A 23,635-nucleotide genomic window follows, 5' to 3' on the forward strand; every position below is an offset into this window, starting at 1 on the left:
CCAATAATTTTTATCTAAAGGCTTCGTATATAGGAAAAGCAGCAGGCTGCTTGTCAAAAAACATGAATACATCCTGTGTTACAAAATCCATACTCATACTCCAATGCACTCCAAATTATTTGTCGTTCAGATGTAGTTTACCATATAGGCCTTTTTATTACAATTTGTCAGTTGATATTTTAGCAGATACCGCCCTGAACTTCAAGAATTGGTGAAATCGACAGATCGAATCACTATCAGACAAAATGGTAATTGGGACAATATTTACCTGAACAAGCGCTCCAGTGCCTCCATGGCCGCACTTTCATCTGGACCTTCCGCCGTGAGTACAATCTGTTCATCTTTGGTGATTCCCATGGCAAGGACGCCCAATAAGCTTTTGGCATTCACCGAGCCATCACCGCGGTCGATGCGCAGAGTGCTGTGATACTCGTTTGCGGTCTTAACGAATTGTGTAGCTATATGATGAGCGATCCCGCACTCACACGGGATAGTGATTCTTTTGCTGATCATCTTATGGACACGCCTCCCGTAATATAAATCTGGGTTATCAGCGCCAAAATATTTCTGGTTGTGAGCCTCTGGTTTTGTTTCGACAACTAATCGTTTGGAGCAAGATTCTCACAATTCACCTCAAACCTGTCGGAATGGCCATCATCAGTTCCATAAATCATCTGTGTCAATACTACCAGCAGCTTTTCTCTTGCGCGTTCTGCGCTGGATTCTTTGGCTTCTCCCGCAAGGTATTCCAAAGCATTGTTCCACCCAAATAAGCTTACAACTTCTGCTGGGATCTTCTCAAGTTCATCAAGCAGTCGGCTCTTTTGCTGCCTATCCAAAAGACGAAGGTGATAAAGGTGGTTCACATACTCGCACCCCAACAGGTTCGCAAGCCGATCAATCAAAGATAGTTTTTCGTCCATGAATCCCTCCCGTACCTCTTTCTTCTATTCATATTACCGGAACAATCGAACGACTCCGTGGTCGTTGAGATAACGCAGCAGTGACAGACCAATCGGGAAACCAAACAGGCCGATCACGCCAAAAAGCTGAGCACCTACGAACATACTGCAAAGGGTCACAACAGGGTGCAGGCCGAGTTGACTGCCGACGATTTTCGGCTCGATGATATTGCGAATGACCGTGATGACCAGATAGACCACCAGCAGTCCAAGAGCCAGAGGGTAGTTCCCCTGAATAGCAGTCAGGATCGCCCACGGGATCATGATTCCGCCTGTTCCGAGCACCGGAAGAATATCAAAAATCGCTATGACAAACGCCACCAGGATGGCGTGATCGATCCTTATCAATGTCAGTCCGATGGACAGCTCCACAAATGTAATAGACATGATGAGGGCATAGGAACGGACACAGACCCATAATGTACCTGCAATATATTCCTTGATCTGGAGGAATACAGTTTTTGTCCCAGCGCTCATCTGCCGCAGGCAGAATCCTGTCAAGCGGTCATAATCAATAGCAATAAAGAATGTGGAAATGATCATCAACACCAACTTGACAAAGAGGCCGGGAACCGATGTCGCAACATCGGTCGCAAAGCCCATGACCCACACAGACAAACCCGTCACAAGGTCACCCAGCGACTGGATTATTCTCATTCCGACCTCATCCAATGCCGCCACCAAGGAAGGCTCCATCTCCATGAATACACCCTCTATGTTCCATAGAATATCCATAAAGTATTGTTGCGCATAGGTTTCATATAGTGCGGGCAGGTTGCCAATCAGATCCACAATGCCGGAAACGGCTTTGATACTCAGTAGAGTGAGCATCGCCCCGACGACTCCATAGAACAAAATGACTGAAAGCGTAGCGGAGAGCTTTCCGGGAATCCGCAGTTTATCCGTCAAAAAGCGGATCGGGCGCTTCAGAATATATGCAATCAAAAACGCGATGGCAAAGGGCGACACCAAAGGAAGCGCATACCGCAGCAGCACAAAAGCTAACAGGAATATCACGCCAAAGTAGGCAAAGTTGATTAGAAATGCCTTCCGTTTTTCTGTGTTCATTCAAACCTCCAACATTGATCAAAGCAAAAAGGCATGACCCGCTTCCGACATCCGAACGCAGGCCATGCCTTTGAATTATCCATATCGATTCGGGCAGTATTGCTGCTGTCCGCGGTATCCATTATACACAGTTCCTCTCAAGGAACTATTTAGGCTATTATATGGACGGTGACGTAGCATGTCAACAAAACTGTCGAAACATTAATACAAAGTTAATGCCGCTGTATAGTTTTCGCAAAGAAATGCTCCAGGCAACGGCTTTCCCTTGACAATATATGGGTTCTTTCGTAGAATGTTTGCCAATACCAAAATGATTGGAGGATGAGAATTTACAATGAGCAGCGATGACAGTGACGATAACCGAATCAACAGCTATAATTGCATTTTTGAACATAGGGCATGGCTTGTGCGCATTTTAACGCGAACAGGTTCCATGTCTTATTCCTTTTTTAGGAGAGATTGACGGAGATTGCGAATTGACGAAACAAGAACAATATATTTAAAAATTTAGTGAGGTGCAAAGTTTGGAAAACTCCGTTATTTCTATGTTACTGCTGCAGGTGTTCCTGATCGCGCTGAACGCGATCTTCGCCTGTGCGGAGGTCGCCGTGATCTCCATGAACGATAACAAACTGGCCAGAATGGCGGCCCAAGGCGACAAGCGGGCGAAGCGTCTGGCCCACCTAACCAGTCAGCCTGCGAAGTTTTTGGCGACGATCCAGGTGGCTATTACCTTGTCCGGCTTTATTGGCAGTGCATTTGCTGCTGAAAACTTTTCGGATGTATTGGTGAATTTTTTGGTGGGGCTGGGTATCAGCATTCCCCGTGCAACTCTGGATGCCATTGCCGTCGTGCTGATCACCCTGATCCTCTCTTACTTCACCCTGATTTTTGGTGAACTTGTGCCCAAGCGGGTGGCCATGCGTAAGACCGAAGAACTGGCTCTTGGCCTCTCCGGGCTGATCAGCGCCATTGCCACTCTCTTTGCTCCCATTGTTTGGTTTTTGACCTTCTCAACCAACACCGTTCTGCGCCTGATAGGCATTGACCCCAACCATGAGGATGATGAGGTCAGCGAAGAAGAAATTCGTATGATGGTGGATGTGGGCAGTGAAAAAGGCACCATTGACCATGATGAAAAGGAGTTCATTCAGAATGTCTTTGAGTTTGACGATCTTGCCGCCGCTGAGATCGCCACCCATCGCACTGAGGTAGACTTTCTCTGGATGGAGGAATCCATGGAGGAGTGGGCAAATACTATTCACGCCACCCGCCATACCCTGTATCCCATCTGCCAGGACTCGCCCGATCAGGTAGTAGGAATCCTGAATGCCAAGGACTATTTCCGTCTGGAGAACAAGGATCGGGACAGTGTTCTGACGACCGCAGTCAAACAGCCTTATTTTGTCCCTGGCAGTATTAAGGCAGATGTGCTTTTCCGAAATATGAAGCGTAACCGCGTATCTCTGGCAATTGTCCTTGACGAATACGGCGGCATGATTGGCATCGTCACATGGAATGACCTGATTGAGCAGCTGGTGGGAACCTTGGAAGATGATGAGGCTGAGTTGACTCCTGCTTCAAGCCCTATTCAAAAAATCAACGATGACACCTGGAAAATTCGCGGGAATGTTGAATTGGCGTCGTTGGAAGAAACGACCGGTGCTTTGGTCAAAAACAACGAGCATGACACGATCACAGGCCTTATTTTCCATGTTTTGGGCTATGTGCCGGACGATGGCACATACGACATAGAAATCGATGCCGGCCCATTCCATATCCGGCTCCTGAAGGTTCTGGAGCACCAGGTCTATGAAGCAACGGTCCAGCTTATAGATAGCCCTGCTCCCATTGAAAACAATATTATAAATGGAGCAGGCATTAACGAAAAAACGCACACCTGAAGCAGCACGCCGATCATTGCGTGAATTCAATCAGCCAGGAAACCTGATTGAATAACTATCCCGTCTGTGTAAGCAAGCAGCTTATACAGGCTGGATTTTGCGTCTTAATGCGAAATTAATGCCGGTATCGGGACACTAATGCCCGTTTCACATCTGGTATGCCATAATGATAATAGAAAACTGTTCCCGGAGGTGTCGGCATGGGAAAATTGGAAAAACGATTGTCATCCTCACAAATGATCATTCTCGGCTTTGCCGTTGTCATATTGCTGGGTTCTATGCTGCTGATGCTGCCCGTATCCAGCAAGAGCGGAACATTCAGCCCCTTTCTGGATTGCCTGTTGACATCTACCTCCGCAGTATGCGTTACCGGTCTGGTGGTTTATGACACGGCAGTCCACTGGACTCTGTTCGGCCAGACAGTGATCCTCATATTGATCCAAATCGGCGGCATGGGAGTTATTACCGTGGCGGCAGCCCTTTCACTGGCTGCAGGCAGGAAAATCTCTCTGATGCAGAGAAGTACCATGCAGGATGCCATCTCCGCGCCACAGGTGGGCGGGATTGTCAGATTTACCGGATTTATTCTGAAGGGAATCATTCTCATCGAACTGCTGGGCGCAGCAGTTATGGCTCCGGTTTTCATTCGGGATTATGGATTTGGAGAAGGGCTCTGGATGGCTGTTTTTCACTCCATTTCAGCGTTCTGCAATGCTGGCTTTGACATTGTAGATGATGGAGTACTTTTCAATTCTCTGATGGGGTACGCCTCCGATCCTGTGATCAATCTGGCCGTTATGCTATTGATCATCGTTGGCGGTCTTGGTTTTTTGACCTGGCGTGACATTTATACCAACGGCATCCACATAAAGCGTTACCGGATGCAAAGCAAAGTGATCCTTACCATGACCGCAGGTTTGATTTTAATTCCAACAGTCTATTTTTTCTTCTTTGAACTGAATCATCTTCCTTTGGCGGAGCGGTTTTGGGGCGCCTGGTTTCAGGCAGTAACACCCAGAACAGCAGGCTTTAACACGGTTGACCTGAATGCCATGAGCGAGAGCGGACAGATGCTAACGGCTCTTCTGATGTTGATCGGTGGCGCTCCCGGTTCCACAGCAGGCGGCATGAAGGTGACCACCTTCGCTGTGATGGCGGCTGTGGCGGCAGCGGTGTTCAAACGGCGGCAGAATGGTCGCTTTTTCGGGCGACGCATAGATGATGAAACGGTTAAAAACGCCGCAACCGTTTTCTTAATGTACATTGGCTTATTTCTGCTGGGTGGCATGCTCATCAGCAAACTGGAAGGGTTCCCGCTCCTTGCCTGCCTGTATGAATGTGCCTCTGCGGTTGGAACGGTGGGGCTTTCCCTTGGCATCACACCGGAATTGGGATGGACCAGCAAACTGATTCTGACCGCACTGATGTATATCGGACGGGTCGGCGGGCTGACATTGCTTTTCGCAACGCTCCCGGCAACAAAAAACACGATGTCCCGACTTCCTCTTGAGAAGATTTCGGTGGGCTGAGAACAGGAGGTATCTTTTATGAAATCAGTATTGTTGATTGGCTTGGGCCGCTTTGGAAAGTTTATTGCCATGAAGCTGCACAGTATGGGTCATCAAATCATGGCAGTAGATGCAAACGAAGATCGTGTGAACTCGGTACTGCCCTATGTGACAAACGCACAGATCGGCGACAGCACCAACGAGGCGTTCCTCTCTTCGCTGGGAATAAGCAATTATGACGCCTGCATCGTCGCCATTGGCGATGACTTTCAGAACTCTCTGGAAACAGCCTATCTATTGAAAGAATTGGGCGCAAAAAAGGTGATAGCCCGTGCCTCGCGCGAGATCCAGGAAAAGTTCCTGCTTCACAACGGGGCCGACGAGGTGGTCTACCCGGAAAAACAGCTGGCATCCTGGACGGCGATCCGCTGTTCGTCCGAACATATTCTGGAATACATCGAGTTGGATGATGAATACGCAATTTTTGAACTGGAGGCACCGATGGAATGGGTGGGAAAAACCATTGTCCAGCTGGATATCCGCAAAAGGTTCGGCATCAATGTGCTTGGTATTCGGGAAAACGGTAGGCTCAATATGAGCATCACACCGGACACCATGCTCTGTCGCGGCGCATCACTGCTCGTCTTAGGGCACGAAAAGGCAGTCCATAAATGCTTCCGCATCTGACCTGATTCTTTCAGCCTCCTTGCCGATGAGCGCTTGGAGCATATTGAAACGCAATATGGATCTTTGCTCATTCCTTATAAAAAACGAACGGAACCGGTTAGCACGTTGGGATTACCCGTTGAGGCTCTAGATGAAATCGAATGGATTCATGTGATTTGGAAAAACAAAGCCAAAGCCAAGAACCGGGATCGTGTGATAGGCGCACTTGTAAATGAGCATTGCAGCGTGAAGTGCGGCTATGCGGACTATCTGGATTGAGTGCTGTTGTATCACTATGGAAAATGCATCGGATTTGTGATAATATCAGAAAAACAGGAAGGAGTGAGCAAGATGAATCAACATACCAATGATGGCAAACGGGACCATATTCTCGCCTGCCTGTCTTCCGCTCCCTCCAATGCAAGGATCATCCGCACCGCTGCGCGAATGGCAAAGGCTTTCGATGGTCAGTTCACTGCACTGTTTGTAGAAACGCCTGATTTTGCCCTTGCCACCGAGGAGAACAAAAGGCGGCTGGAGGAAAACCGAAAACTGGCGGAGCAACTCGGCGCAGACATCGAAACTGTATACGGTGATGACATCCCTTATCAAATCGCGGAATTTGCCCGCATATCCGGTATCACGCGAATCGTTCTGGGGCAAAGTGCCGTTACCCGAAAGCATCTGTTTGGAAAACCTACACTGACACAACTGCTGCTGTCCTATGTGCCGGAACTTGATATTCACATTATTCCTGATAAGGCTGCGGATACCACCTATCATCCTAAAAAAGCAAGACAGCACAGCAATGCAGATATTCTAAAAAATATAATCAAGAGCGTGCTTATCCTTTTGGCGGCAACGCTGTTGAGCTTGCTGTTCCACGAGATCGGCTTTACCAGGCCGAATATTATCATGGTCTACATTCTTGGTGTTCTGCTGACATCCATTGCCACATCTCATCGGATCTATAGTCTTGTATCTTCCATCGCCAGTGTTTTTATTTTCAATTACCTGTTCACAGAGCCTCGCTTTTCGCTGACCGCCTACGAAACAGGCTATCCGGTGACCTTTATCATCATGTTTTTGACGGCCTACATCACCGGCACCTTTGCGATCCGCTATAAGGAGCAGGCTAAGCAATCTGCCAAAATCGCTCACCGTACCAAGATCCTGTTTGATACAGATCAGCTTTTGTCAAAGGCCGAGGGCAAAGAAGCTATTTTGCAGACAGCCGGAGAACAAATCAAAAAGCTGCTTGGCAGAGATATCATTTTATTCAATCATGCAGATGGTCAACTTTCCGAACCTATAGTGTTTACAGACCAGGATGCGCCTTTGTTTAAGAAAACAAACGAGTTGGAAGTTGCTCAATGGGTGCTTGAACACAACCACACTGCAGGGGCAACTACCGAACGCTTTCCGGATGCCCAATATCAGTATCTTGCCATCCGGGTCAATGAGCGTGTTTACGGTGTGGTCGGTATTGATGCGAAGGATGGGGCACTGGATGCTTCAGAAAACGGAATCCTCTTGTCTATACTCGGTGAGACAGCATTGGCCTTAGAGAATGAAAAAAATATCAGAGAAAAAGAAGCAGCGGCAGTGTTGGCTGAAAGCGAGCAGCTCCGGGCTAATCTTCTGCGTACCATTTCCCACGATCTGCGTACTCCCTTGACCACCATCTCCGGCAACGCAGACAATCTTCTTCATAACGGCCACAGTTTTGATGAAGAAACCAAACGACAGATATACTCTGACATTTATGATGATTCTGTGTGGCTGACCAATCTGGTGGAGAATCTTTTATACTCCACCCGTATTGAAGAAGGGCGCATGGCACTAAAGCCTTCTCCGGAACTGCTTTCCGAAATCTTTGAGGAGGCAATGCAGCATATTCGTCCCAAGCTAAAAGGGCATACTGTCACAGTGTTTTGTGAAGATGATTTTATGCTGGTTCGGGCTGATGCGAAACTGATCGTACAGGTTATCATCAACCTTGTTGACAACGCTCTGAAATACACTCCGCCTGAGACTGCTGTTTATATCAGCACTGCAAAGCGGGGGAAGATGGCGGAGATCAAGATCGCTGATACGGGGAATGGAATCAGTGATGCAGAAAAGATTAAAATTTTTGATAAGTTCTACTGCGGTGAAAATAGAATAGCGGATAACCGCCGCAGCCTGGGCCTTGGACTTTACCTCTGCAAAGCCATTGTAGAAGCTCATGGAGGAACGATTTGCGTTACAGACAATCTCCCACATGGAGCAATATTCCACTTCACCCTTCCGCTGGAGGAGGCAGCTTACCATGAGTAAATATCAGATCCTTGTGGTAGAGGATGACGCCCCGGTGCGTAACCTGATCACCACCACACTAAAAGCACGCGACTACCGCTTTATTACTACCGGCACTGGAGAGGGAGCTGTGATGGAAGCCGCCTCACACAATCCCGATATCGTTCTGTTGGACTTGGGCCTGCCTGATCTTGACGGTGTGGAGGTCATCCGCCGCATCCGAAGCTGGTCCAATATGCCGATCATCGTCATCAGCGCGAGAAGTGAAGACAGCGATAAGATCGACGCTCTGGATGCCGGAGCTGACGATTATCTGACCAAGCCCTTCTCCGTTGATGAGCTTCTTGCCCGCCTGCGGGTAACACAAAGACGGCTGGGACTGATGCAGAACGCTGGCGCGGAACAGGCTGTCTATCAAAATGGCTTGTTGCGGGTCGACTATTCTGCGGGATGTGCATACCTCGGTGAAGAGGATCTGAAGCTGACCCCTATGGAATATAAGTTGCTCTGTCTTTTGGCACGCAACACCGGAAAAGTGTTGACACACCGGTTCATTCTGCAGAATGTTTGGGGCAGCAGTTGGGAAAACGATATTGGATCTCTGCGTGTCTTCATGGCAGCACTGCGAAAAAAATTGGAGTCCAATACATCATCGGCCCGGTATATTCAGACTCACATCGGAGTTGGATACCGAATGCAAAAGATCGATTGAAGCCAATCAGAAAACCGATGTCAAATGTAGTTATCTTGCGCTGCTGAATTCAATAGAAACCCACGGGACCAGTTCTCTTGAACCGCTCCCGTGGGCTTTTTCATTTTCCGTATTTCTCTTTCAGGCTCTGGTGTCCCTTCTGAGCTTCCCTCCGCAGGTCATCGGCGGTCAGTATCTGGCACTGCGGGTCGGGGTCGCTCAGATTCAGGTGTGCCATTTTTTCCGGAAAGTATCTCTCCGGGTCAAATCTGAAATCCCTCGCAACAAGCTGCTGCCACCTGCTCGGTCCATCGGGCAGGTTGATCTTGCCCGCTTCATAGCTCGTCAGCTCATGGGTGGTGTCGATCTTCCGCAGGAACTCCTCTGCCGTCAATTTTCCCTGGACATACTCCTCCCGCGCCAGCCGCGCGTTTTCGCTCCACTGGTCGTACTGCTCGTAGTCCATTGGTATCAGCTTCGAACGCTCAGAGGGCGGCGCATCTTGCCAGCGGAGCAGACGGGAGTACATCCTGTCCCGCAGCTTTTTATAGACCAGGAGGGCTTCATCCTCCGAAGTCTTATCCAACCTCGCCAGATTTGCGCCGCGCTGTTTGCAGCTCTGTCCATCGGTCACCCGGTCACAGTACCGGGTGACCTTTTTCGTTTTCGGGATGAAATAGCCCCAGCAGTAACCGCACCGGCAGATCCGCTGGTTGTCCTGTTCAAAGTAGAGCGCCAACACCAATATCCAAAGTTCCATCAGATTGTGAAGTCGGATCGATAGATACTCCTCTTGCCGTGGCAGCCTCGCCGGATCACAGATCCGCGCGATGTCGGCATAAGATGCCTTCGGCTTTTCGTACTGCTCTGCCGGTGTCGATCCGGCTGTGCCGTCGAAGGTGATCTCCATAATGTTCCGAAGATAGTTCTGCACACGAAGTGGTTCCTCCATCACCCGCAGGATCGCCTGTCCGGCTGTCAGCAGGAACATCGCCGTGCCGTCATCCTCTGTCTGCAAAGTTCGGAGCAGAATGTCCGTCACAACAAATCCGCTCACAGGGTCGATCTCATACAGGTCGGGCGTCAGCAGAATTGCCTTCGCGACAAAGTCCTCCAAATCGCTCACAGGAATGTCGATGCGCTCCTCAAACAGAGGATGCTCATCTCGCAGCCACCGCACCACTTTGCGATAGTCGGTATAGTCCAGTTCAGAAAAAGCGATCAAAGTCTCCGCGGGAGTGAGAGCAGGCATCTGCGTGATTCCCCTGTCATCACAAAGCAGGATGGAATAGCGTCCATCGCCTACCTCCATCAAATACAATTCCGAAGCCATGCTGACACCTCCCAAAAGATCACTTCCTGATGTAAACCTCTCTAAAATTATTCTAACATGAAAACGAAAACAGCGAAAGCGTAAAGTTTCACTGCACCTCGACAACTGAATACCCGCAGCCGGAGTGCATACACCGTGAGGGAAGCATCGCCATGACCGTCAAAAGGGCTCCCGCAAAGTCGCAGACTTTGTGGGAAGAGGAGCCGCAACGGCGTGAACAAGTTTTCGGACGAGTCCGGAAACGAGTGATACAAAGTTTGCGGCGACGAGAGCGTGCCGACATGGGACAACGCCGCAGAAAGTCTGGGGCAGGAAGGTGTACGGTGTGCGGCAAAACAAAATTAAAATCTGAAAGGAGAATTGAAAATGAAATCGTCTATCTACAAGAACTACGACGAACTGCCGCTGTTCCTCAACTCAGATACAGTGGCAAAGACTCTGGGCATCGCGCCATCCAGCGCATACGAGCTGATGCACGAAAAAGATTTTCCCACTCTGCGCATCGGCAGCCGCATGGTCGTGCCGAAGGAAAAGTTTATCCAGTGGGTGGAGGAGCACACAAAAGGTGGTGAGCGCACATGAGAAGAACGAAACCTCCCGTGGGTTGGGAGCATGTGAAAAGCTGTTTCCCCGTCCCCAACGAACTGCTCGAATTTGATCTGCCCGGTGGAGCCATTGCAGTCTACATCTACCTGCTGCGTCACGCAGACCGCAGGACCGGCCAGTGTCATCCCAGTACGGCGACTATGGCAAAGAAGCTGCATTACTGCCGAAACACGGTTGCAAACTATGTCCGACTGTTGGAGGAACGCGGTCTCATCGTTACAGAGAACACGGAGATCATCACAAAGAAGGGCATCAAGAAAAACGGCAACCTGCTCTACACCCTCGTCCCAATGCACGAAGTCACACAAGCGCACTACGACCGGCAATTCGCAAAAGCAGACCTCGCCGCCGCGCATCAGAAGGCCAAAGCGAAAGCAGAAAAGCTGGGCATCCAGTTCATCCCGGCAAGCGATGGGCAGAGCGCATAAACCGGAGAATAAAACAGTCTGATGCCCGCGCCCGGAGAGTTCGACAACCCGCAGCACAAGCCGAGGGTAGCGGCCAACCGGGGATGTATAGAACGGGAAAATCAGTCGTGCTCCAAGGAATTTAAGTGGGTTTTAAGCGAAAAGGTAGAGGAAGGAAACAACCATGGAGAAAAGGCCAAAGATTTTGGCAGTGGGCAGCTATGTGATGGGCTTGGTGGCCACTACTGGCCGTGCCCCCAAGGAGAGGGAGACGGTAATGGGGAAGGAATTCAATATGGCCCCAGGAGGAAAGAAACACGATCAAACTGTCCAGTGCGCCCCTCTGGGGACCAGTGTGACGATGGTAGAATAGGTGGGCGGAGATGCCTTTGGTCAAATATTGCTGGAAGGGGCGGCCCAGACCCTGCTGCCGCGGGTCGGGGCGGTACACATTCCAAAGGGGAGAAAGAGAAAAAAGATATTTACAATGCTTCTGGTTATGATATAATATAATATTATGCAGTTGATTTTTTAGACACTTTGCTGAAACGCACTCGGCCGCACAAAGGAGATGGACAAGATCTGAAATCCGAAGATTTACTGGACGGAAAGAGGAAAAATTACACCAAAAGACAAATTTGTGAACAGAAACAGAGCAAAGATTTCTGAACCATGATAAGTACGTATAATTGAGGTGAACTCCATATGATCAATTCCAACAGTATCACCCCCCTGTATTTACAGGTCAAGGAGCATATTCTGGCGGACATTCATGGAGGCAAATATCAGCCCAACGGGCGGCTGCCCTCGGAAAAGGAACTGGCGGCCATGTATAATGTGAGCATGATTACCATTCGCCGTGCCATCAGCGAATTGGTGGAGGAATACGTGCTGCAAAAAAAACAGGGAAAGGGGACTTTTGTCACAAAGAAGAGTTTTTCCCGCCCCTATTCGCAAAGCGCCCTGAGCTTTACGGAGATTTGCCGGTCAAACGGCATGCAGGCCTCGGCAAAGCTGCTGCGAAGGGAAGTCATTTCCAACCCCAACCCCAATATTTTAAAACAGCTGGCACTGCCCGAAGGCAGCCAGGTGCTGCTGGTGGAGCGGCTTCGGTATGCCGATGAGATCCCGATCGTCATTGAACGAAATTATTTTCCCATGGATTATGCCTTTCTGATGGATCTGGATTTGGAGCGGCAGTCCATGTATCAGCTGATTCGGGAACACAAGGAAGTGGACTTGCGTCCGGTGATCGGGCAGCGGTTTGTTACCATCGCAAAGGCGGATGCACAGATTGCCAAACACTTGAAGATTCGTGAATCCACGCCGGTGCTCCAATATGTCGGCTTGGTCTGGGAGATGTTGGAGGACCGTCCGGCGCACACGTCCTATCAGATCGGATATGGGGAGCAGATGGATTTTGCCCTGTGCTTTTAGGGGAATTTCATGGACAGAAAGGCGGTATTTTTTGGTTATTTTGTGCAGGAAATGATGCTTTTTTACAGCGGGACAATAGAAGATATCCGGAGATAAAAATGCCAAAACGACCGAAAAAGAAACATTTACCAAAATTATATGAAAGATAATGTGGGTTAAGATGGAGATTACATACATCTTAACCCACTTTTTTGCATATTAAGGTAGAGGTAAAGGGAAAAAGGGGGTGCAGGAGAAAATTCATTTTACAATTAGCACAAAAAAGAGATAAATTTTTTCGAAAAACTATTGAAATTTTCTTCAATGATGATATAATGTTCTATAATCACACACAACATTTTAGCTTGCTTCAAACAGAACAGACTGCTTCGGAGGAGACGGAGATGGAGAAAGGGACGGTTCGGCTGCTGGGGATCGGAGACAATGTCAGCGATCAGTATGTACATAAAAATACCATGTATCCCGGGGGACAGGCCCTGAATGTCGCGGTTTTTTCCAGAATGCAGGGAGCGCAGACAGGATTTCTGGGCGCCTTTGGAAGCGACGCACCGGCGGAGCATATTCAGCAGGTCCTCCGGGAGCTGGGTGTGGACACCTCACGCTGCCGCCATTACGCGGGAGAGAACGGGGCGGCTCGGGTCACTTTGCAGGACGGAGATCGGGTCTTTTTGGGCAGCAACAAGGGCGGCGTACTCCGGCTTCAGCCTCTGCGGCTGAAGGGCGAGGATCTGACCTATATCGGCTCCTATCACGTGGTCCACACCTCGAATAACAGCTACCTGGACGGGGAACTGGAGAAGATAAAAGAGACCGGCGTACTGCTGTCCTATGACTTTTCCTTGCAGTGGAAGGACGAGGCGCGGCTGAAACGGGTGGCGGCCCTGACCGATTTGGCGTTTCTCTCCTGTTCGGAGCTGGATGACAGGGCGGCAAGGGCGCTGATGGAGCAAATTTGCAGTCTGGGCTGCGGCCTGGCGGTAGCGACCCGAGGAGCTCAGGGCGCTCTGCTCTATGACGGGAAGGAATTTTACACCCAGCCCAGCGACTATGTGGAGCCGGTGGACACCATGGGGGCGGGGGATGCCTTTGCCTCGGCCATTCTGGTCCATCTGACGCCGGACTGGAGGGCGAGGGGCAGCGTACCGGAGCCGGAGACGATCCGGGCCGCAGCAGCTGCGGCCGCCCGGTTTTCCGCTCAGAGATGCCTGGAGCCCGGGGCCTTCGGCCATGGGCGTCCGATTCCGGAGGGATATCAGATGCACATTGTCACCACCCCCTGATAAGACAGGACCAGACGGGGGTGAGTTGGAAGGGAGGAAGCGGATTTGAAGGAACCTTTGCTGCAGGTACAGGATATTCGGATGGTATTCCGCAACAAAAAGCAGGAATTCGCCGCGGTAGACGGACTGTCGTTCCAGGTGGAGCGGGGAGAGATCCTGGGTATCGTGGGCGAGAGCGGAAGCGGAAAGACCATGGCGTCCCTATCCATTATGGGCCTGCTGCCGGAGCAGGGCGCGATCGCCTCCGGCAGCATCAAGTACCAGGGAAGAGAGCTGGTTGGCCTGAGCGACGCGGAGATGTGCAAGATCCGGGGGAAAGAGATCTCCATGATTTTTCAGGAGCCCATCATGTCGTTGGATCAAGTGTTCACCGTGGGCAACCAGTTGATGGAGGGCATCCTGACCCACGAGAAAATGAGCCGGGAGGAGGCTCAAAAGCGGGCGCTGGAGATGTTGAACCTGGTTGGTATCCCCAGCCCGGAGCGGGTGTTCCACTCCTATCCCTTTGAACTGTCCGGCGGCATGTGCCAGCGGGTCATGATCGCCATTGCGCTAAGCTGCAACCCCACATTGCTCATTGCAGACGAGCCCACAACCGCTCTGGACGTGACCGTACAGGCTCAGATTATGGATCTGCTGAAGAAAAGCCGGGATAAGTTCAATATCGGCATTATCCTGATCACCCACGATCTGGATGTGGTAAAAGACATGGCGGACCGGATTATCGTCATGTACGGCGGCAACATGATGGAGAGCGCAACCCGGGAACAGCTGTTCTCCAATCCCGCCCACCCCTATACCCGGGGCCTGCTTCGGGCCATTCCCAGGCTGGATACCGGGGATGAGCGGCTGTTCAACATCGAGGGAACGGTGCCGGACATCCGGAATATGCCGGCTGGCTGCCACTTCTGCACCCGCTGCTGGAATGCCCAGGAGCGGTGCAAAACGCAGCGGCCCCAGTTGGTGGAGATAGAGTCCGGGCACTTTGTGGCATGCCATCTGGCGGCGGAAGGCCGAAAGGAGGGAGAGGCGGTTTGAGCGAACCATTGCTGGAGGTGCGAAACCTCAAAAAGTATTTTCCTGTTCAGCACGGCATGTTTTCCAGCGGAAAAGGATTCGTCCACGCGGTGGATGGGGTGTCTCTTACCGTGGAGAAGGGGGAGACATTCGGCCTGGTGGGGGAGAGCGGCTGCGGGAAAAGCTCGCTGTCCCGGGTGATCCTGGGGCTGGTCAAGCGGGACTCCGGGGACATCCTTTACAAGGGACAGGATGTGAGGACGCTCAGCCGGAGCGAACGGGCCAAGCTGCGTATGGTCTTCCAAAATCCCTTTGCCTCCCTGAATCCAAAGGAGCGGGTATTTGACATCATTGCGGAGCCCTACCGCATTGCCGGAGGGTTCTCCCATACCCAGATCCAGGAGGAGGTCCTCAAGCTGATGGATCTGGTGGGGCTGAGCCGGGGCTATGCCACCCGCTATCCCCACGAGTTTTCCGGCGGCCAGCGGCAGCGCATCGGCATTGCCCGCGCGCTGGCCATGAATCCGGAATTCATTGTCTGTGACGAGCCGGTGTCCGCTCTGGATGTGTCCATTCAGGCCCAGATTTTGAATCTGCTCCGGGACATTCAGAAGGAGCTGGGGCTGACCTACGTGTTTATTTCCCACAACCTGGGCGTGGTGAAGTACATATCCGACCGCATTGCCGTGATGTATCTGGGGAAAATCATTGAGGTGTCCGAGGCCAAGGATTTGTATGCCTCGCCCGCCCATCCCTATACCCAGGCATTGCTCTCCGCCATCCCCGGGGCGGTGGAGTATCTGCACATTGACCGGGTGCTGCTGCAGGGAGACATTCCCAGCCCGGTGAATCCGCCGGCGGGATGCCGGTTCTGCACTCGCTGCCCCTATGCCCAGGAGCGCTGTGCCACAGTGGAGCCGGAGATGCGGCAGGTGGGCGAGGGACATTACGCCGCCTGCCACCTGGTGGGAAAGGAGGCGGAGTGATGGCCAAGTTTTTTGTCAAACGGATTTTGACCGCCGTCGTACAGATCTTTGTTGTCACCACCATTGTGTTCTTCGCCCTGCAGATGATGCCGGGCGACCCGGTGCTGATGATGCTCAGCCGGGACGGGTCGGCGGTGAATCAAGAGGCCTATGACGCTTTGGAGGCGGAGCTTGGTCTGGACCAGCCGGTGATGACCCAATATTTCGATTGGATCACCGATCTGCTTCACGGCGATCTGGGACAGTCGTACAGTGAAAAACGCCCGGTGGTGGAGGCGATCCAGGACCGTCTGCCCCGGACGCTGGAGCTGGCGGCGGCTGCGATGGTGCTGGCCTGTGTCATCGGCATTCCCCTGGGAATCATTTCGGCGGTGCGCCGGGGCGGATTTGTGGATTTGGGACTGACCCTTCTCTCCTCCCTGGGCAATTCCGTCCCCGTATTTGTCATGGGCTACCTTCTGGTGCTGATTTTTGCCCTGACCCTTGGGGTGCTTCCCTCCAGCGGTTATGTGCCGGTGGCCAGAGGGATGACGAAACATCTGCTGCGGCTGGTGCTTCCGGCGGTGGCGCTGGCCTTCGGCGTAGCCTCTTCCATCCTGCGGATGACCCGTTCCAGCATGCTGGAGTCCCTTGGCAGCGAGTCGGTGCGGCCCCTGCGGGCCAAGGGCCTGTCCAAACGGAAAGTGTATCTGAAGCATGTGATGCGCAATATGCTCATCCCTGTTGTCACCATAATCGGCCTGCAGCTGGGCAACCTGATTGCCGGCACCGTGCTGTGTGAAGCGGTATTCAACTGGCCCGGCATTGCCACCCTTCTGGTGAACGCCATCGGAGACCGTGACTATCCGCTGATTCAGGGCTGTATGCTGATCCTGTCCGCAATTTTCATTTTGACCAACATGGTGGTGGATATGCTGTATGGAATGTTGGATCCACGGGCGCGCTAGGGGGATGAAAAAATGAACGTATTGAAACAATGCATCCGGAATAAAAAGTTTCTGCTCAGCGCCATCATCCTGGTGCCCCTGCTGTTCGTCGCCCTGTTCGGGAATTTCCTGATCAGCCACGACCCGCTGGAGATCCACTATACCCAGACGCTGGAAGCCCCCTCCGCCGAATATCCCATGGGGACGGACGAATATGGCCGCTGCATTGCCTGCCGGCTGATTGTGGGTTTGCAGCCCACCATGATCGTGGCGTTTGGCGGAACGGTGATTGCCATGGTGGCCGGGTCCCTGCTGGGACTGCTGGCCGGCTATATCAAGGACGCATGGGGCAATGCCATCATGCGTGTGGTGGACATCATCCTCTGCTTCCCCTCCATCCTGCTGGCTATGCTGGTGGTAGGCTTTTGGGGCTCGGGCATGTTCAATCTGGTTATCGTGGTGGGGATCCTATATACCCCTCACTTCTGCCGTATCGCCTACTCCTCCACCCGAAAGCTGCGGCGGGTGGAGTATGTGGAAAGCCAGCAGCTGCTGGGCGCCAGCACCTTCCGCATCCTGGTAAAGACCCTGCTGCCCAACATCGTCTCCTCTCTCATTATCCAGTTCAGCCTGACTGTGTCCAGCGGCATCCTGCTGGAAAGCGGACTGAGCTTCCTGGGACTGGGCGTGGAACCGCCCAATCCCTCCTGGGGCCAGATGATTGGCGACGCCCGGGCCTACATCGCCACAAACGGGCAGTACATGTTCTGGCCTTCCCTGTTTTTGTGCCTGACCATTTTGTCCACCAACCTGATGGGCGACGCCCTGCGGGATGTGCTGGACCCCAAGCTGAAGAAGAGCTTTTGAGGCATCCTGATCCAAGGATTCTGCGGCCGGCGCCCCCGGCTCTCGGAATAAGCATCTGAATAAGGAGGAAACACAATGAAAGCAAAAAGACTGATCAGCATCTGCCTGAGCCTTGCGTTGTCCCTGGGCCTGCTGGCCGGTTGCGGCGGCGGAGACAGTACGAGCAGCTCCCAGCCCTCCGGCAGCGGAAGTTTGGAGGAAGTGGAGCCCACCGGCACCTCTGACACTCTGCTTATCGGCACCAGCGTGGAGCCCGCCACTCTGGACCCCCACATTCACTCCAATGTTTCCACCCGCTTCCTGCTCCAGAACGTGTACCGCGGACTGGTGGGGTACAATCTGGACGGCGAGATTGAGTGCGAGGTGGCCGACCACTACACCGTCTCCGATGACAACCTGACCTACACCTTCGTGCTGAAGGACGGCGTCACCTTCCATGACGGGTCCGCGGTTACCGCAGAGGACGTGAAGTACAGCTTTGACCGCATCATGGCCGATGACAGCACGGCTACTTACAAGTCCTACTTCACCGACGCCGGTGTCACCGTCAATGTGGTGGACGAGAGCACCGTGGAGTTCGTGTTGCCTGAGCCCTGCGCCCCCTTCCTGGAGTACCTGAGCCTGCCTGAGAGCGCCATCATCAGCAAGGCCTGGATGGAGGCCGGCAACGATATCGCCACCTCCGCCATGGGCTGCGGCCCCTATCAGCTGGTCAGCTGGGACCGGGGCCTCCAGATCGACGTGGAGGGCTATGACGGCTACTATAAGGAGGGCCTGCCCAAGACCAAGAACGTCAGCTTTATTTTCTATCTGGACGAGACCACCCGGAACAACGCCCTGATCAGCGGCGAGGTGGATCTGATCGACTATGTCAGCGCCACCGGCGTGACCCAGTTTGAGGGCAACTCGGACGTGACCGTGTACAGCCGCCAGGGCGCCTTCATGATGCTGGAGTTCAACTGCAAAGAGGGCAGCCCCTTCGCCGATTACCGGGTGCGTCAGGCTGTGGCCTATGCCATCAACCGCGAAGCCGTCATTCAGACCGCCTTCAACGACCGCGGCACCGCCCTGTATGGCTTCCCCACCATTGCGGGACAGCAGGGCTACAACGGCGAATTTGATAACTACTTCAGCCGCGATCTGGAGAAGGCCAAAGAGCTGCTGGCCGAGGCCGGCTATCCCGACGGCTTCAGCTGCAACATCCTGGCCACCAGCGACTACTCCTTCCACGAGCAGACCGCCCTGGTGGTGGCCGACGCTCTGAGCGAGATCGGCATCCAGGTGACGGCGGATCTGCCCGACTGGGCCACCCGCATTGAGCGCAGCAACACCGGTGACTACGACATGATTGTCTGCGGCACCATCGGCAAGATCCTGGATATGGACTGGACCTCCATCTTCTATCAGAGCGGCGATGTCCGTATGGATGCTTCCCCCTACTTTGCCGATGAGGAGATCGACCGGCTGCTGTACGAGGGACGTACCATCCTGGACGAGACCGCGCGCAACGAGATCTATCAGCAGCTGCGTGAGCGGGCCCTGGAGCTGTCTCCCCTGGTGTTTATCTGCTACCGGGAGCAGGCCTTCGTGTCCGGCAACTATGTGGAGAACTTTGACTTCCTCTCCGGAGTTCTGAGCCAGCAGGCCGGAATCTGCCTGGAGCAGGTCGTGGTGAACGAGCACTAAGATCCATCCCAACCAAGGCCGATGCCACGGATGCCGTTGGCGCCGTGGCATCGGCAAAAAGAAGAGTGAGGCGGCGTCTTGTGCGCCAACTGGGCGCCCCGGAACCCGTGAGGGGGACTGAAACGTCCGGAGAGGACAACACTCCAAATTGTACGATGAGGTGAAACATATGGCTTACATGATTGGCGTAGATGTTGGAGGCACCTTTACGGATTTCTCCGTATTTGACCAGAAGAGCGGCGAGCTGTTCCACCACAAGGACAGCTCCACCCCCTCCGACCCCTCCAAGGCGATTATTCAGGGCGTTCTGGCGGTGCTGGCCATGAAAAAGGCGGAGGCGGCCTCCGTCAGCTATCTGGCCCATGGCACCACCGTGGGAACCAATGCTCTGATCGAAAAGAAGGGGGCCCGGCTGGGCCTGATCACCACCAAGGGATTCAAGGACCTGATGGAGATCGGCAACCAGCGCCGCCCGTCTCTGTATAACCTGCAGGCCCAGAAGCCCTATCCGCTGATCCCCTCGGGGTTCAACTGCACGGTGACGGAGCGGATCCGCTATGACGGCACGGTGGATACTCCTCTGGACGAGGAAGAGACCCGCCGGGTGGTCCGCTATCTGAAGGAGCAGAAGGTGGCCGCCATTGCCGTGTGCACCCTGTTCTCTTTCGTCAATCCGGTCCACGAGCTGCGCATTGAGGAGATCATCAAAGAGGAGTTTCCCGAAGCCTACGTCACCATCTCCAGCAAACTGGTGCCTGAGTTCCGGGAGTACAGCCGCATGAGCACCACGGTGCTCAACAGCTACCTGGGCCCGGTGATGAAGAAGTATGTGAACAACTTCCGGGACTCGGTAGAGGGCATCGGCATCCAGGTGGAGCCCTATGTCACCCAGTCCAACGGTTCCATCATCTCCATCAAGGAGACGGTGGACTGCCCCATCAAGACCGCTGTGTCCGGCCCCTCCGCGGGCGTCATCGCTGCGGCCTTTATCGGCAAGCAGTGCAATGCGGACAAGATCATTACCTTTGATATGGGCGGCACCAGCGCGGACATCTCCCTGATTGAGAACTTCACGCCTCAGGTGTCCAACGAGCGGGAGGTAGAGGGCTACCCCGCCCGCATTCCCATGATCAATATCATCACCATCGGCGCCGGCGGCGGCTCCATTGCCAAAATTGACGATGGCGGCGCCCTGAAGGTCGGCCCCAAGAGCGCCGGCGCCACGCCGGGCCCAGCCTGCTACATGCGGGGCGGGGAGAACCCCTGCGTCACGGACGCCAACATCGTTCTGGGCAAGCTGAACCAGAAAAAGATCCTGGGCGGACGCATGGACGTGGATATCGAGCTGGCCAAGCAGGCCATTCAGACCAAGATCTGCGACAAGTCCGACCTGAACCTGCAGCAGGCGGCCAACGGTATCATCACCGTGGTCAACTCCAACATGGTCCGCGCTATCCGTAGCGTCTCGGTGGAAAAGGGCTATGACGTCCGGGAGTTTAGCCTGATGGCCTTCGGCGGCGCCGGTCCCCTCCACGCCTGCGAGGTGGCCAAGGAGCTGGGGATGAAGGAGGTCCTGATCCCGCCCCACCCCGGCACCCTGTGCAGCCTTGGCCTGTTGCTGGCCGATACCAAGTTTGACCTGTCCCGGACCATGGTGCTCAATGCCGTTCCCGAAAATGTGCCGGAGATGGCCAGACAGTTCCAGAGCATGACGGAGCAGGGCAACGAACTGCTGGACAAGGAGGGTGTCCTTGGAGAGCGGCGGCAGTTTGAATACTTCCTGGATATGCGCTACCTGCGTCAGAACTTTGAAATCAGCATCCAGGTACCCACCGGCGAGATGACCGAGGAGATCCTGAAGAAGGTGCTGGCCTATTTCCACGCCGAGCACAAACGCAGCTATGGTTACTGCAAGGAGGATGCCGTGGTCCAGGTGGTCAACTACCGGGTGTCCGCCATCGGTATCATTGACAAGCCGGAGCTGACGCCTGAGCCCCTGCGGCCCGATGCGGATCTGCCCGAACCCATCGCCTACCGGCAGGTGCTGTTCCAGGGCCAGAACTACTATGTGAAGACTCCGGTGTACCAGCGGGAGAGCTTCGTGCCCGGCCAGGCCATTCCGGGTCCCTGCATCTGCGAGCAGATGGACACCACCCTGGTGGTGCCGACGGGCTGGACGATCCATGTGGACGGTTATCACAATCTGAAGATCCATGACGAGGAGAAGTAAGATGGGAAGAAAAATTGATACAGTGACCGTGGAGGTCCTCCGGAACCTGTTGATGTCCATCTCGGAAGAAACCTTCGGCATCATCGTCCGCAGCGCCTATTCCACCAACATGAAGGAGCGGCGGGATGTGTGTACCGCCGTCATCGACCCGGACGGCAACAGCGTGGCCCAGGTGGAGAGCCTGGCGGTGCTGCTGGGTTCCATGCTGGGAGTAGTCCCCAACATCTATGCCAAGTTCGGTCGGGAAAATGTAAAGCCCGGAGATATGTTCATTGCCAATGACCCCTATCACGGCGGCGGCAACCATCTGCCTGACATCGTCATCGCCGCCCCCGCCTTTGCCGGGGAGAAGCTCATCGGCTGGATCGCCAACATCGCTCACCACTCGGACATTGGCGGCAAGGTGCCCGGCTCCACCTCAGGCGATGCCGACTCCCTGTTCCAGGAGGGCATCCGGATTCCGGTGATCCGGATCCGACGGCAGGGAGAACTGGACCAGAGCGTGATGGACCTGTTGCTGGACAATACCCGCGTACCTCAGGAGCGGGAGGGCGACCTGACCGCCCAGATCTCCGCCAACCTCATCGGCGTGGAGCGGCTGCAGGAGGCTTATGCCCGCTACGGCGACACCCTGATTGACTGCATGAAGGAACTGGTGGATTACTCCGAGCGCCGGGTCCGGGCCGTGGTGTCCAGTTTGCCCGACGGCGTGTACACCTACACCGACTATGTGGACGGCTGCGGGGACAAGTATCCCGATCCCCTGCCCATCCATGTGTCCGTCACCGTAAAGGGGGACGACCTGATCTTCGACTTCACCGGAACGGCGGAGCAAATCAAGGCCCCCATCAACGTGCCATACCCCTGTACCCAGGCCGCGGTGTTCTTTGCGGTAAAGGCCCTGATGGGCGATGATATTCCAGCCAACGAGGGAATTAACCGGGCTGTAACCCTCATTGCCCCCAAGGGCTGCATTGTCAATCCCACAGAGCCCAGCCCGGTGGGCGCCCAGATTGACTGTGAGCAGCGGATACCCGACGCGATCTTTGGCGCGCTGGCCCCCATTTTCCCCAATGCCATTGTCACCGCCGGAAACGGAGCCTGCACCACGACCATTCTGTCCGGCGAGGGAGCCATCGGCACAGACAGCGTCTTTATTTTCCACGAGGTCATTGCCGGCGGCGGCGGAGCCTCCCGGAACTATGACGGCCTGTCCGGTGTGCAGGTGAACATGACCAATACCTCCAACATGCCCATTGAGGCCACGGAGATGGAGTTTACCAAGATTCTGGCCCGGAAGTATGAGCTGAAGGCGGACACCGGCGGCGCCGGTGAGATGCGCGGCGGACTGGGCATTGAGCGGGAACTGGAGATCCTCCAGGACAATGTGCTCTATACCGGCCTGGGCGACCGGCACAAGTTCCACCCCTGGGGGCTGGAGGGTGGCCAGCCCGGCGGCACCGGCGCCTTCTACCGTGTCGCGGCGGAAGACGGTTCCGTGACCCGGATGGGGCACAAGACCACCAGCCTGCCCCTGAAGAAGGGCGATGTGATCCGAGTCATCACGCCGGGAGCCGGCGGCTACGGCGATCCCCGTAAGCGTCCGGCGGAAAAGGTGCTCAAGGACGTGATTGAAGGCAAGGTGTCCGTGGAAGCGGCCAGAGACCAGTACGGTGTGGTCATCAGCCGCCAGGGCGTGGAGTTCCAGGTGGATGAGGCCGCCACCGCAGCCGCCAGGGCGGAATAAAAAGGAGGAACATGCA

At 53.9% G+C, this 23,635-nt stretch carries 22 protein-coding genes; 18 read left to right on the top strand and 4 right to left on the bottom strand.

From position 1 onward, the window contains the following. Positions 1-264 precede the first annotated feature (264 nt). The 3 genes from B5E43_RS11330 to ytvI form a co-directional block, all read right to left on the bottom strand. Positions 265-513 carry an HPr family phosphocarrier protein gene (locus B5E43_RS11330; protein WP_087396783.1) on the bottom strand — a complete coding sequence of 83 codons (249 nt, stop codon included), beginning with the start codon at positions 511-513 and terminating at the stop codon, positions 265-267. Between the two features lie 86 nt (positions 514-599). After that, on the bottom strand, positions 600-923 hold the full coding sequence (locus B5E43_RS11335; protein ID WP_087396785.1) for a hypothetical protein: 324 nt from the start codon (positions 921-923) through the stop codon (positions 600-602). A gap of 33 nt (positions 924-956) precedes the next feature. Further along, on the bottom strand, positions 957-2,030 hold the full coding sequence (ytvI, locus tag B5E43_RS11340; protein ID WP_087396786.1) for a sporulation integral membrane protein YtvI: 1,074 nt from the start codon (positions 2,028-2,030) through the stop codon (positions 957-959). Between the two features lie 545 nt (positions 2,031-2,575). Between ytvI and B5E43_RS11345 the strand changes: the two genes are divergently transcribed. From B5E43_RS11345 to B5E43_RS11365, 6 genes are all read left to right on the top strand, one after another. Beyond that, on the top strand, positions 2,576-3,934 hold the full coding sequence (locus B5E43_RS11345) for a hemolysin family protein (RefSeq protein ID WP_087396788.1): 1,359 nt from the start codon (positions 2,576-2,578) through the stop codon (positions 3,932-3,934). Between the two features lie 200 nt (positions 3,935-4,134). Next, a complete protein-coding gene (locus B5E43_RS11350) occupies positions 4,135-5,463 on the top strand; it encodes a potassium transporter TrkG (RefSeq protein ID WP_087396790.1) in 1,329 nt (442 codons plus the stop codon). 18 nt (positions 5,464-5,481) lie between these two features. Next, positions 5,482-6,129: a TrkA family potassium uptake protein gene (locus tag B5E43_RS11355; RefSeq protein ID WP_087396792.1), complete on the top strand. Its 648-nt coding sequence runs from the start codon at positions 5,482-5,484 to the stop codon at positions 6,127-6,129. 33 nt (positions 6,130-6,162) lie between these two features. Beyond that, the gene (locus B5E43_RS14935) at positions 6,163-6,387 is read left to right on the top strand and encodes a hypothetical protein (RefSeq protein WP_143383005.1); all 225 of its coding nucleotides are present in this window, start codon (positions 6,163-6,165) and stop codon (positions 6,385-6,387) included. A 72-nt stretch (positions 6,388-6,459) separates the two neighbouring features. Continuing rightward, positions 6,460-8,427, top strand: a complete 1,968-nt coding sequence (locus B5E43_RS11360; protein WP_087396794.1) for a DUF4118 domain-containing protein — start codon at positions 6,460-6,462, stop codon at positions 8,425-8,427. After that, the gene (locus tag B5E43_RS11365; RefSeq protein ID WP_087396796.1) at positions 8,420-9,118 is read left to right on the top strand and encodes a response regulator transcription factor; all 699 of its coding nucleotides are present in this window, start codon (positions 8,420-8,422) and stop codon (positions 9,116-9,118) included. Before B5E43_RS11360 ends, B5E43_RS11365 begins: the two co-directional genes overlap by 8 nt. 100 nt (positions 9,119-9,218) lie before the next feature. On the opposite strand, the gene B5E43_RS11370 is transcribed toward B5E43_RS11365, so the two are convergent. Continuing rightward, positions 9,219-10,430 (bottom strand): hypothetical protein, encoded by a 1,212-nt coding sequence (locus B5E43_RS11370; protein ID WP_087396798.1) that lies wholly within the window; start codon positions 10,428-10,430, stop codon positions 9,219-9,221. Between the two features lie 366 nt (positions 10,431-10,796). Here B5E43_RS11370 and B5E43_RS11375 point away from each other — a divergent pair, with 366 nt between their 5' ends. The 12 genes from B5E43_RS11375 (at position 10,797) to B5E43_RS11430 (ending at position 23,619) form a co-directional block, all read left to right on the top strand. After that, the gene (locus B5E43_RS11375) at positions 10,797-11,012 is read left to right on the top strand and encodes a helix-turn-helix domain-containing protein (RefSeq protein ID WP_087396800.1); all 216 of its coding nucleotides are present in this window, start codon (positions 10,797-10,799) and stop codon (positions 11,010-11,012) included. Further along, on the top strand, positions 11,009-11,464 hold the full coding sequence (locus B5E43_RS11380; RefSeq protein ID WP_087396802.1) for a helix-turn-helix domain-containing protein: 456 nt from the start codon (positions 11,009-11,011) through the stop codon (positions 11,462-11,464). The genes B5E43_RS11375 and B5E43_RS11380 overlap by 4 nt, the downstream gene beginning before the upstream one ends. A gap of 163 nt (positions 11,465-11,627) precedes the next feature. Then, complete coding sequence (locus B5E43_RS11385) at positions 11,628-11,816, top strand: hypothetical protein (RefSeq protein ID WP_087396804.1); 189 nt, start codon at positions 11,628-11,630, stop codon at positions 11,814-11,816. A gap of 332 nt (positions 11,817-12,148) precedes the next feature. Continuing rightward, positions 12,149-12,880 carry a GntR family transcriptional regulator gene (locus B5E43_RS11390; RefSeq protein WP_087396806.1) on the top strand — a complete coding sequence of 244 codons (732 nt, stop codon included), beginning with the start codon at positions 12,149-12,151 and terminating at the stop codon, positions 12,878-12,880. Between the two features lie 383 nt (positions 12,881-13,263). Next, the gene (locus tag B5E43_RS11395) at positions 13,264-14,160 is read left to right on the top strand and encodes a PfkB family carbohydrate kinase (RefSeq protein WP_087396808.1); all 897 of its coding nucleotides are present in this window, start codon (positions 13,264-13,266) and stop codon (positions 14,158-14,160) included. Positions 14,161-14,205: 45 nt separating this feature from the next. Continuing rightward, positions 14,206-15,198 (top strand): ABC transporter ATP-binding protein, encoded by a 993-nt coding sequence (locus B5E43_RS11400; protein WP_087396810.1) that lies wholly within the window; start codon positions 14,206-14,208, stop codon positions 15,196-15,198. Then, positions 15,195-16,163, top strand: a complete 969-nt coding sequence (locus B5E43_RS11405; RefSeq protein WP_087396812.1) for an oligopeptide/dipeptide ABC transporter ATP-binding protein — start codon at positions 15,195-15,197, stop codon at positions 16,161-16,163. Before B5E43_RS11400 ends, B5E43_RS11405 begins: the two co-directional genes overlap by 4 nt. Then, positions 16,163-17,110, top strand: coding sequence for an ABC transporter permease (locus B5E43_RS11410; protein WP_087396814.1), 948 nt, complete (start codon positions 16,163-16,165; stop codon positions 17,108-17,110). Before B5E43_RS11405 ends, B5E43_RS11410 begins: the two co-directional genes overlap by 1 nt. Positions 17,111-17,122: 12 nt before the next feature. Next, positions 17,123-17,956 carry an ABC transporter permease gene (locus B5E43_RS11415; protein ID WP_087396816.1) on the top strand — a complete coding sequence of 278 codons (834 nt, stop codon included), beginning with the start codon at positions 17,123-17,125 and terminating at the stop codon, positions 17,954-17,956. A 75-nt stretch (positions 17,957-18,031) separates the two neighbouring features. Continuing rightward, complete coding sequence (locus tag B5E43_RS11420) at positions 18,032-19,642, top strand: ABC transporter substrate-binding protein (protein WP_087396818.1); 1,611 nt, start codon at positions 18,032-18,034, stop codon at positions 19,640-19,642. A gap of 169 nt (positions 19,643-19,811) precedes the next feature. After that, positions 19,812-21,872 carry a hydantoinase/oxoprolinase family protein gene (locus B5E43_RS11425; protein WP_087396820.1) on the top strand — a complete coding sequence of 687 codons (2,061 nt, stop codon included), beginning with the start codon at positions 19,812-19,814 and terminating at the stop codon, positions 21,870-21,872. Position 21,873: 1 nt separating this feature from the next. After that, positions 21,874-23,619 (top strand): hydantoinase B/oxoprolinase family protein, encoded by a 1,746-nt coding sequence (locus B5E43_RS11430; protein ID WP_087396822.1) that lies wholly within the window; start codon positions 21,874-21,876, stop codon positions 23,617-23,619. Positions 23,620-23,635 lie beyond the last annotated feature (16 nt).

The sequence above is a fragment of the Flavonifractor sp. An100 genome, from assembly GCF_002161175.1.
Classification (GTDB): Bacteria; Bacillota; Clostridia; order Oscillospirales; family Oscillospiraceae; genus Lawsonibacter.

Coding starts and splice junctions, on each gene's coding strand:
- B5E43_RS11330 (WP_087396783.1), bottom strand. CDS start 513: ATGATCAGCAAAAGAATCACTATCCCGTGTGAGTGCGGGATCGCTCAT.
- B5E43_RS11335 (WP_087396785.1), bottom strand. CDS start 923: ATGGACGAAAAACTATCTTTGATTGATCGGCTTGCGAACCTGTTGGGG.
- ytvI (WP_087396786.1), bottom strand. CDS start 2,030: ATGAACACAGAAAAACGGAAGGCATTTCTAATCAACTTTGCCTACTTT.
- B5E43_RS11345 (WP_087396788.1), top strand. CDS start 2,576: ATGTTACTGCTGCAGGTGTTCCTGATCGCGCTGAACGCGATCTTCGCC.
- B5E43_RS11350 (WP_087396790.1), top strand. CDS start 4,135: ATGGGAAAATTGGAAAAACGATTGTCATCCTCACAAATGATCATTCTC.
- B5E43_RS11355 (WP_087396792.1), top strand. CDS start 5,482: ATGAAATCAGTATTGTTGATTGGCTTGGGCCGCTTTGGAAAGTTTATT.
- B5E43_RS11360 (WP_087396794.1), top strand. CDS start 6,460: ATGAATCAACATACCAATGATGGCAAACGGGACCATATTCTCGCCTGC.
- B5E43_RS11365 (WP_087396796.1), top strand. CDS start 8,420: ATGAGTAAATATCAGATCCTTGTGGTAGAGGATGACGCCCCGGTGCGT.
- B5E43_RS11370 (WP_087396798.1), bottom strand. CDS start 10,430: ATGGCTTCGGAATTGTATTTGATGGAGGTAGGCGATGGACGCTATTCC.
- B5E43_RS11375 (WP_087396800.1), top strand. CDS start 10,797: ATGAAATCGTCTATCTACAAGAACTACGACGAACTGCCGCTGTTCCTC.
- B5E43_RS11380 (WP_087396802.1), top strand. CDS start 11,009: ATGAGAAGAACGAAACCTCCCGTGGGTTGGGAGCATGTGAAAAGCTGT.
- B5E43_RS11385 (WP_087396804.1), top strand. CDS start 11,628: ATGGAGAAAAGGCCAAAGATTTTGGCAGTGGGCAGCTATGTGATGGGC.
- B5E43_RS11390 (WP_087396806.1), top strand. CDS start 12,149: ATGATCAATTCCAACAGTATCACCCCCCTGTATTTACAGGTCAAGGAG.
- B5E43_RS11395 (WP_087396808.1), top strand. CDS start 13,264: ATGGAGAAAGGGACGGTTCGGCTGCTGGGGATCGGAGACAATGTCAGC.
- B5E43_RS11410 (WP_087396814.1), top strand. CDS start 16,163: ATGGCCAAGTTTTTTGTCAAACGGATTTTGACCGCCGTCGTACAGATC.
- B5E43_RS11415 (WP_087396816.1), top strand. CDS start 17,123: ATGAACGTATTGAAACAATGCATCCGGAATAAAAAGTTTCTGCTCAGC.
- B5E43_RS11420 (WP_087396818.1), top strand. CDS start 18,032: ATGAAAGCAAAAAGACTGATCAGCATCTGCCTGAGCCTTGCGTTGTCC.
- B5E43_RS11425 (WP_087396820.1), top strand. CDS start 19,812: ATGGCTTACATGATTGGCGTAGATGTTGGAGGCACCTTTACGGATTTC.
- B5E43_RS11430 (WP_087396822.1), top strand. CDS start 21,874: ATGGGAAGAAAAATTGATACAGTGACCGTGGAGGTCCTCCGGAACCTG.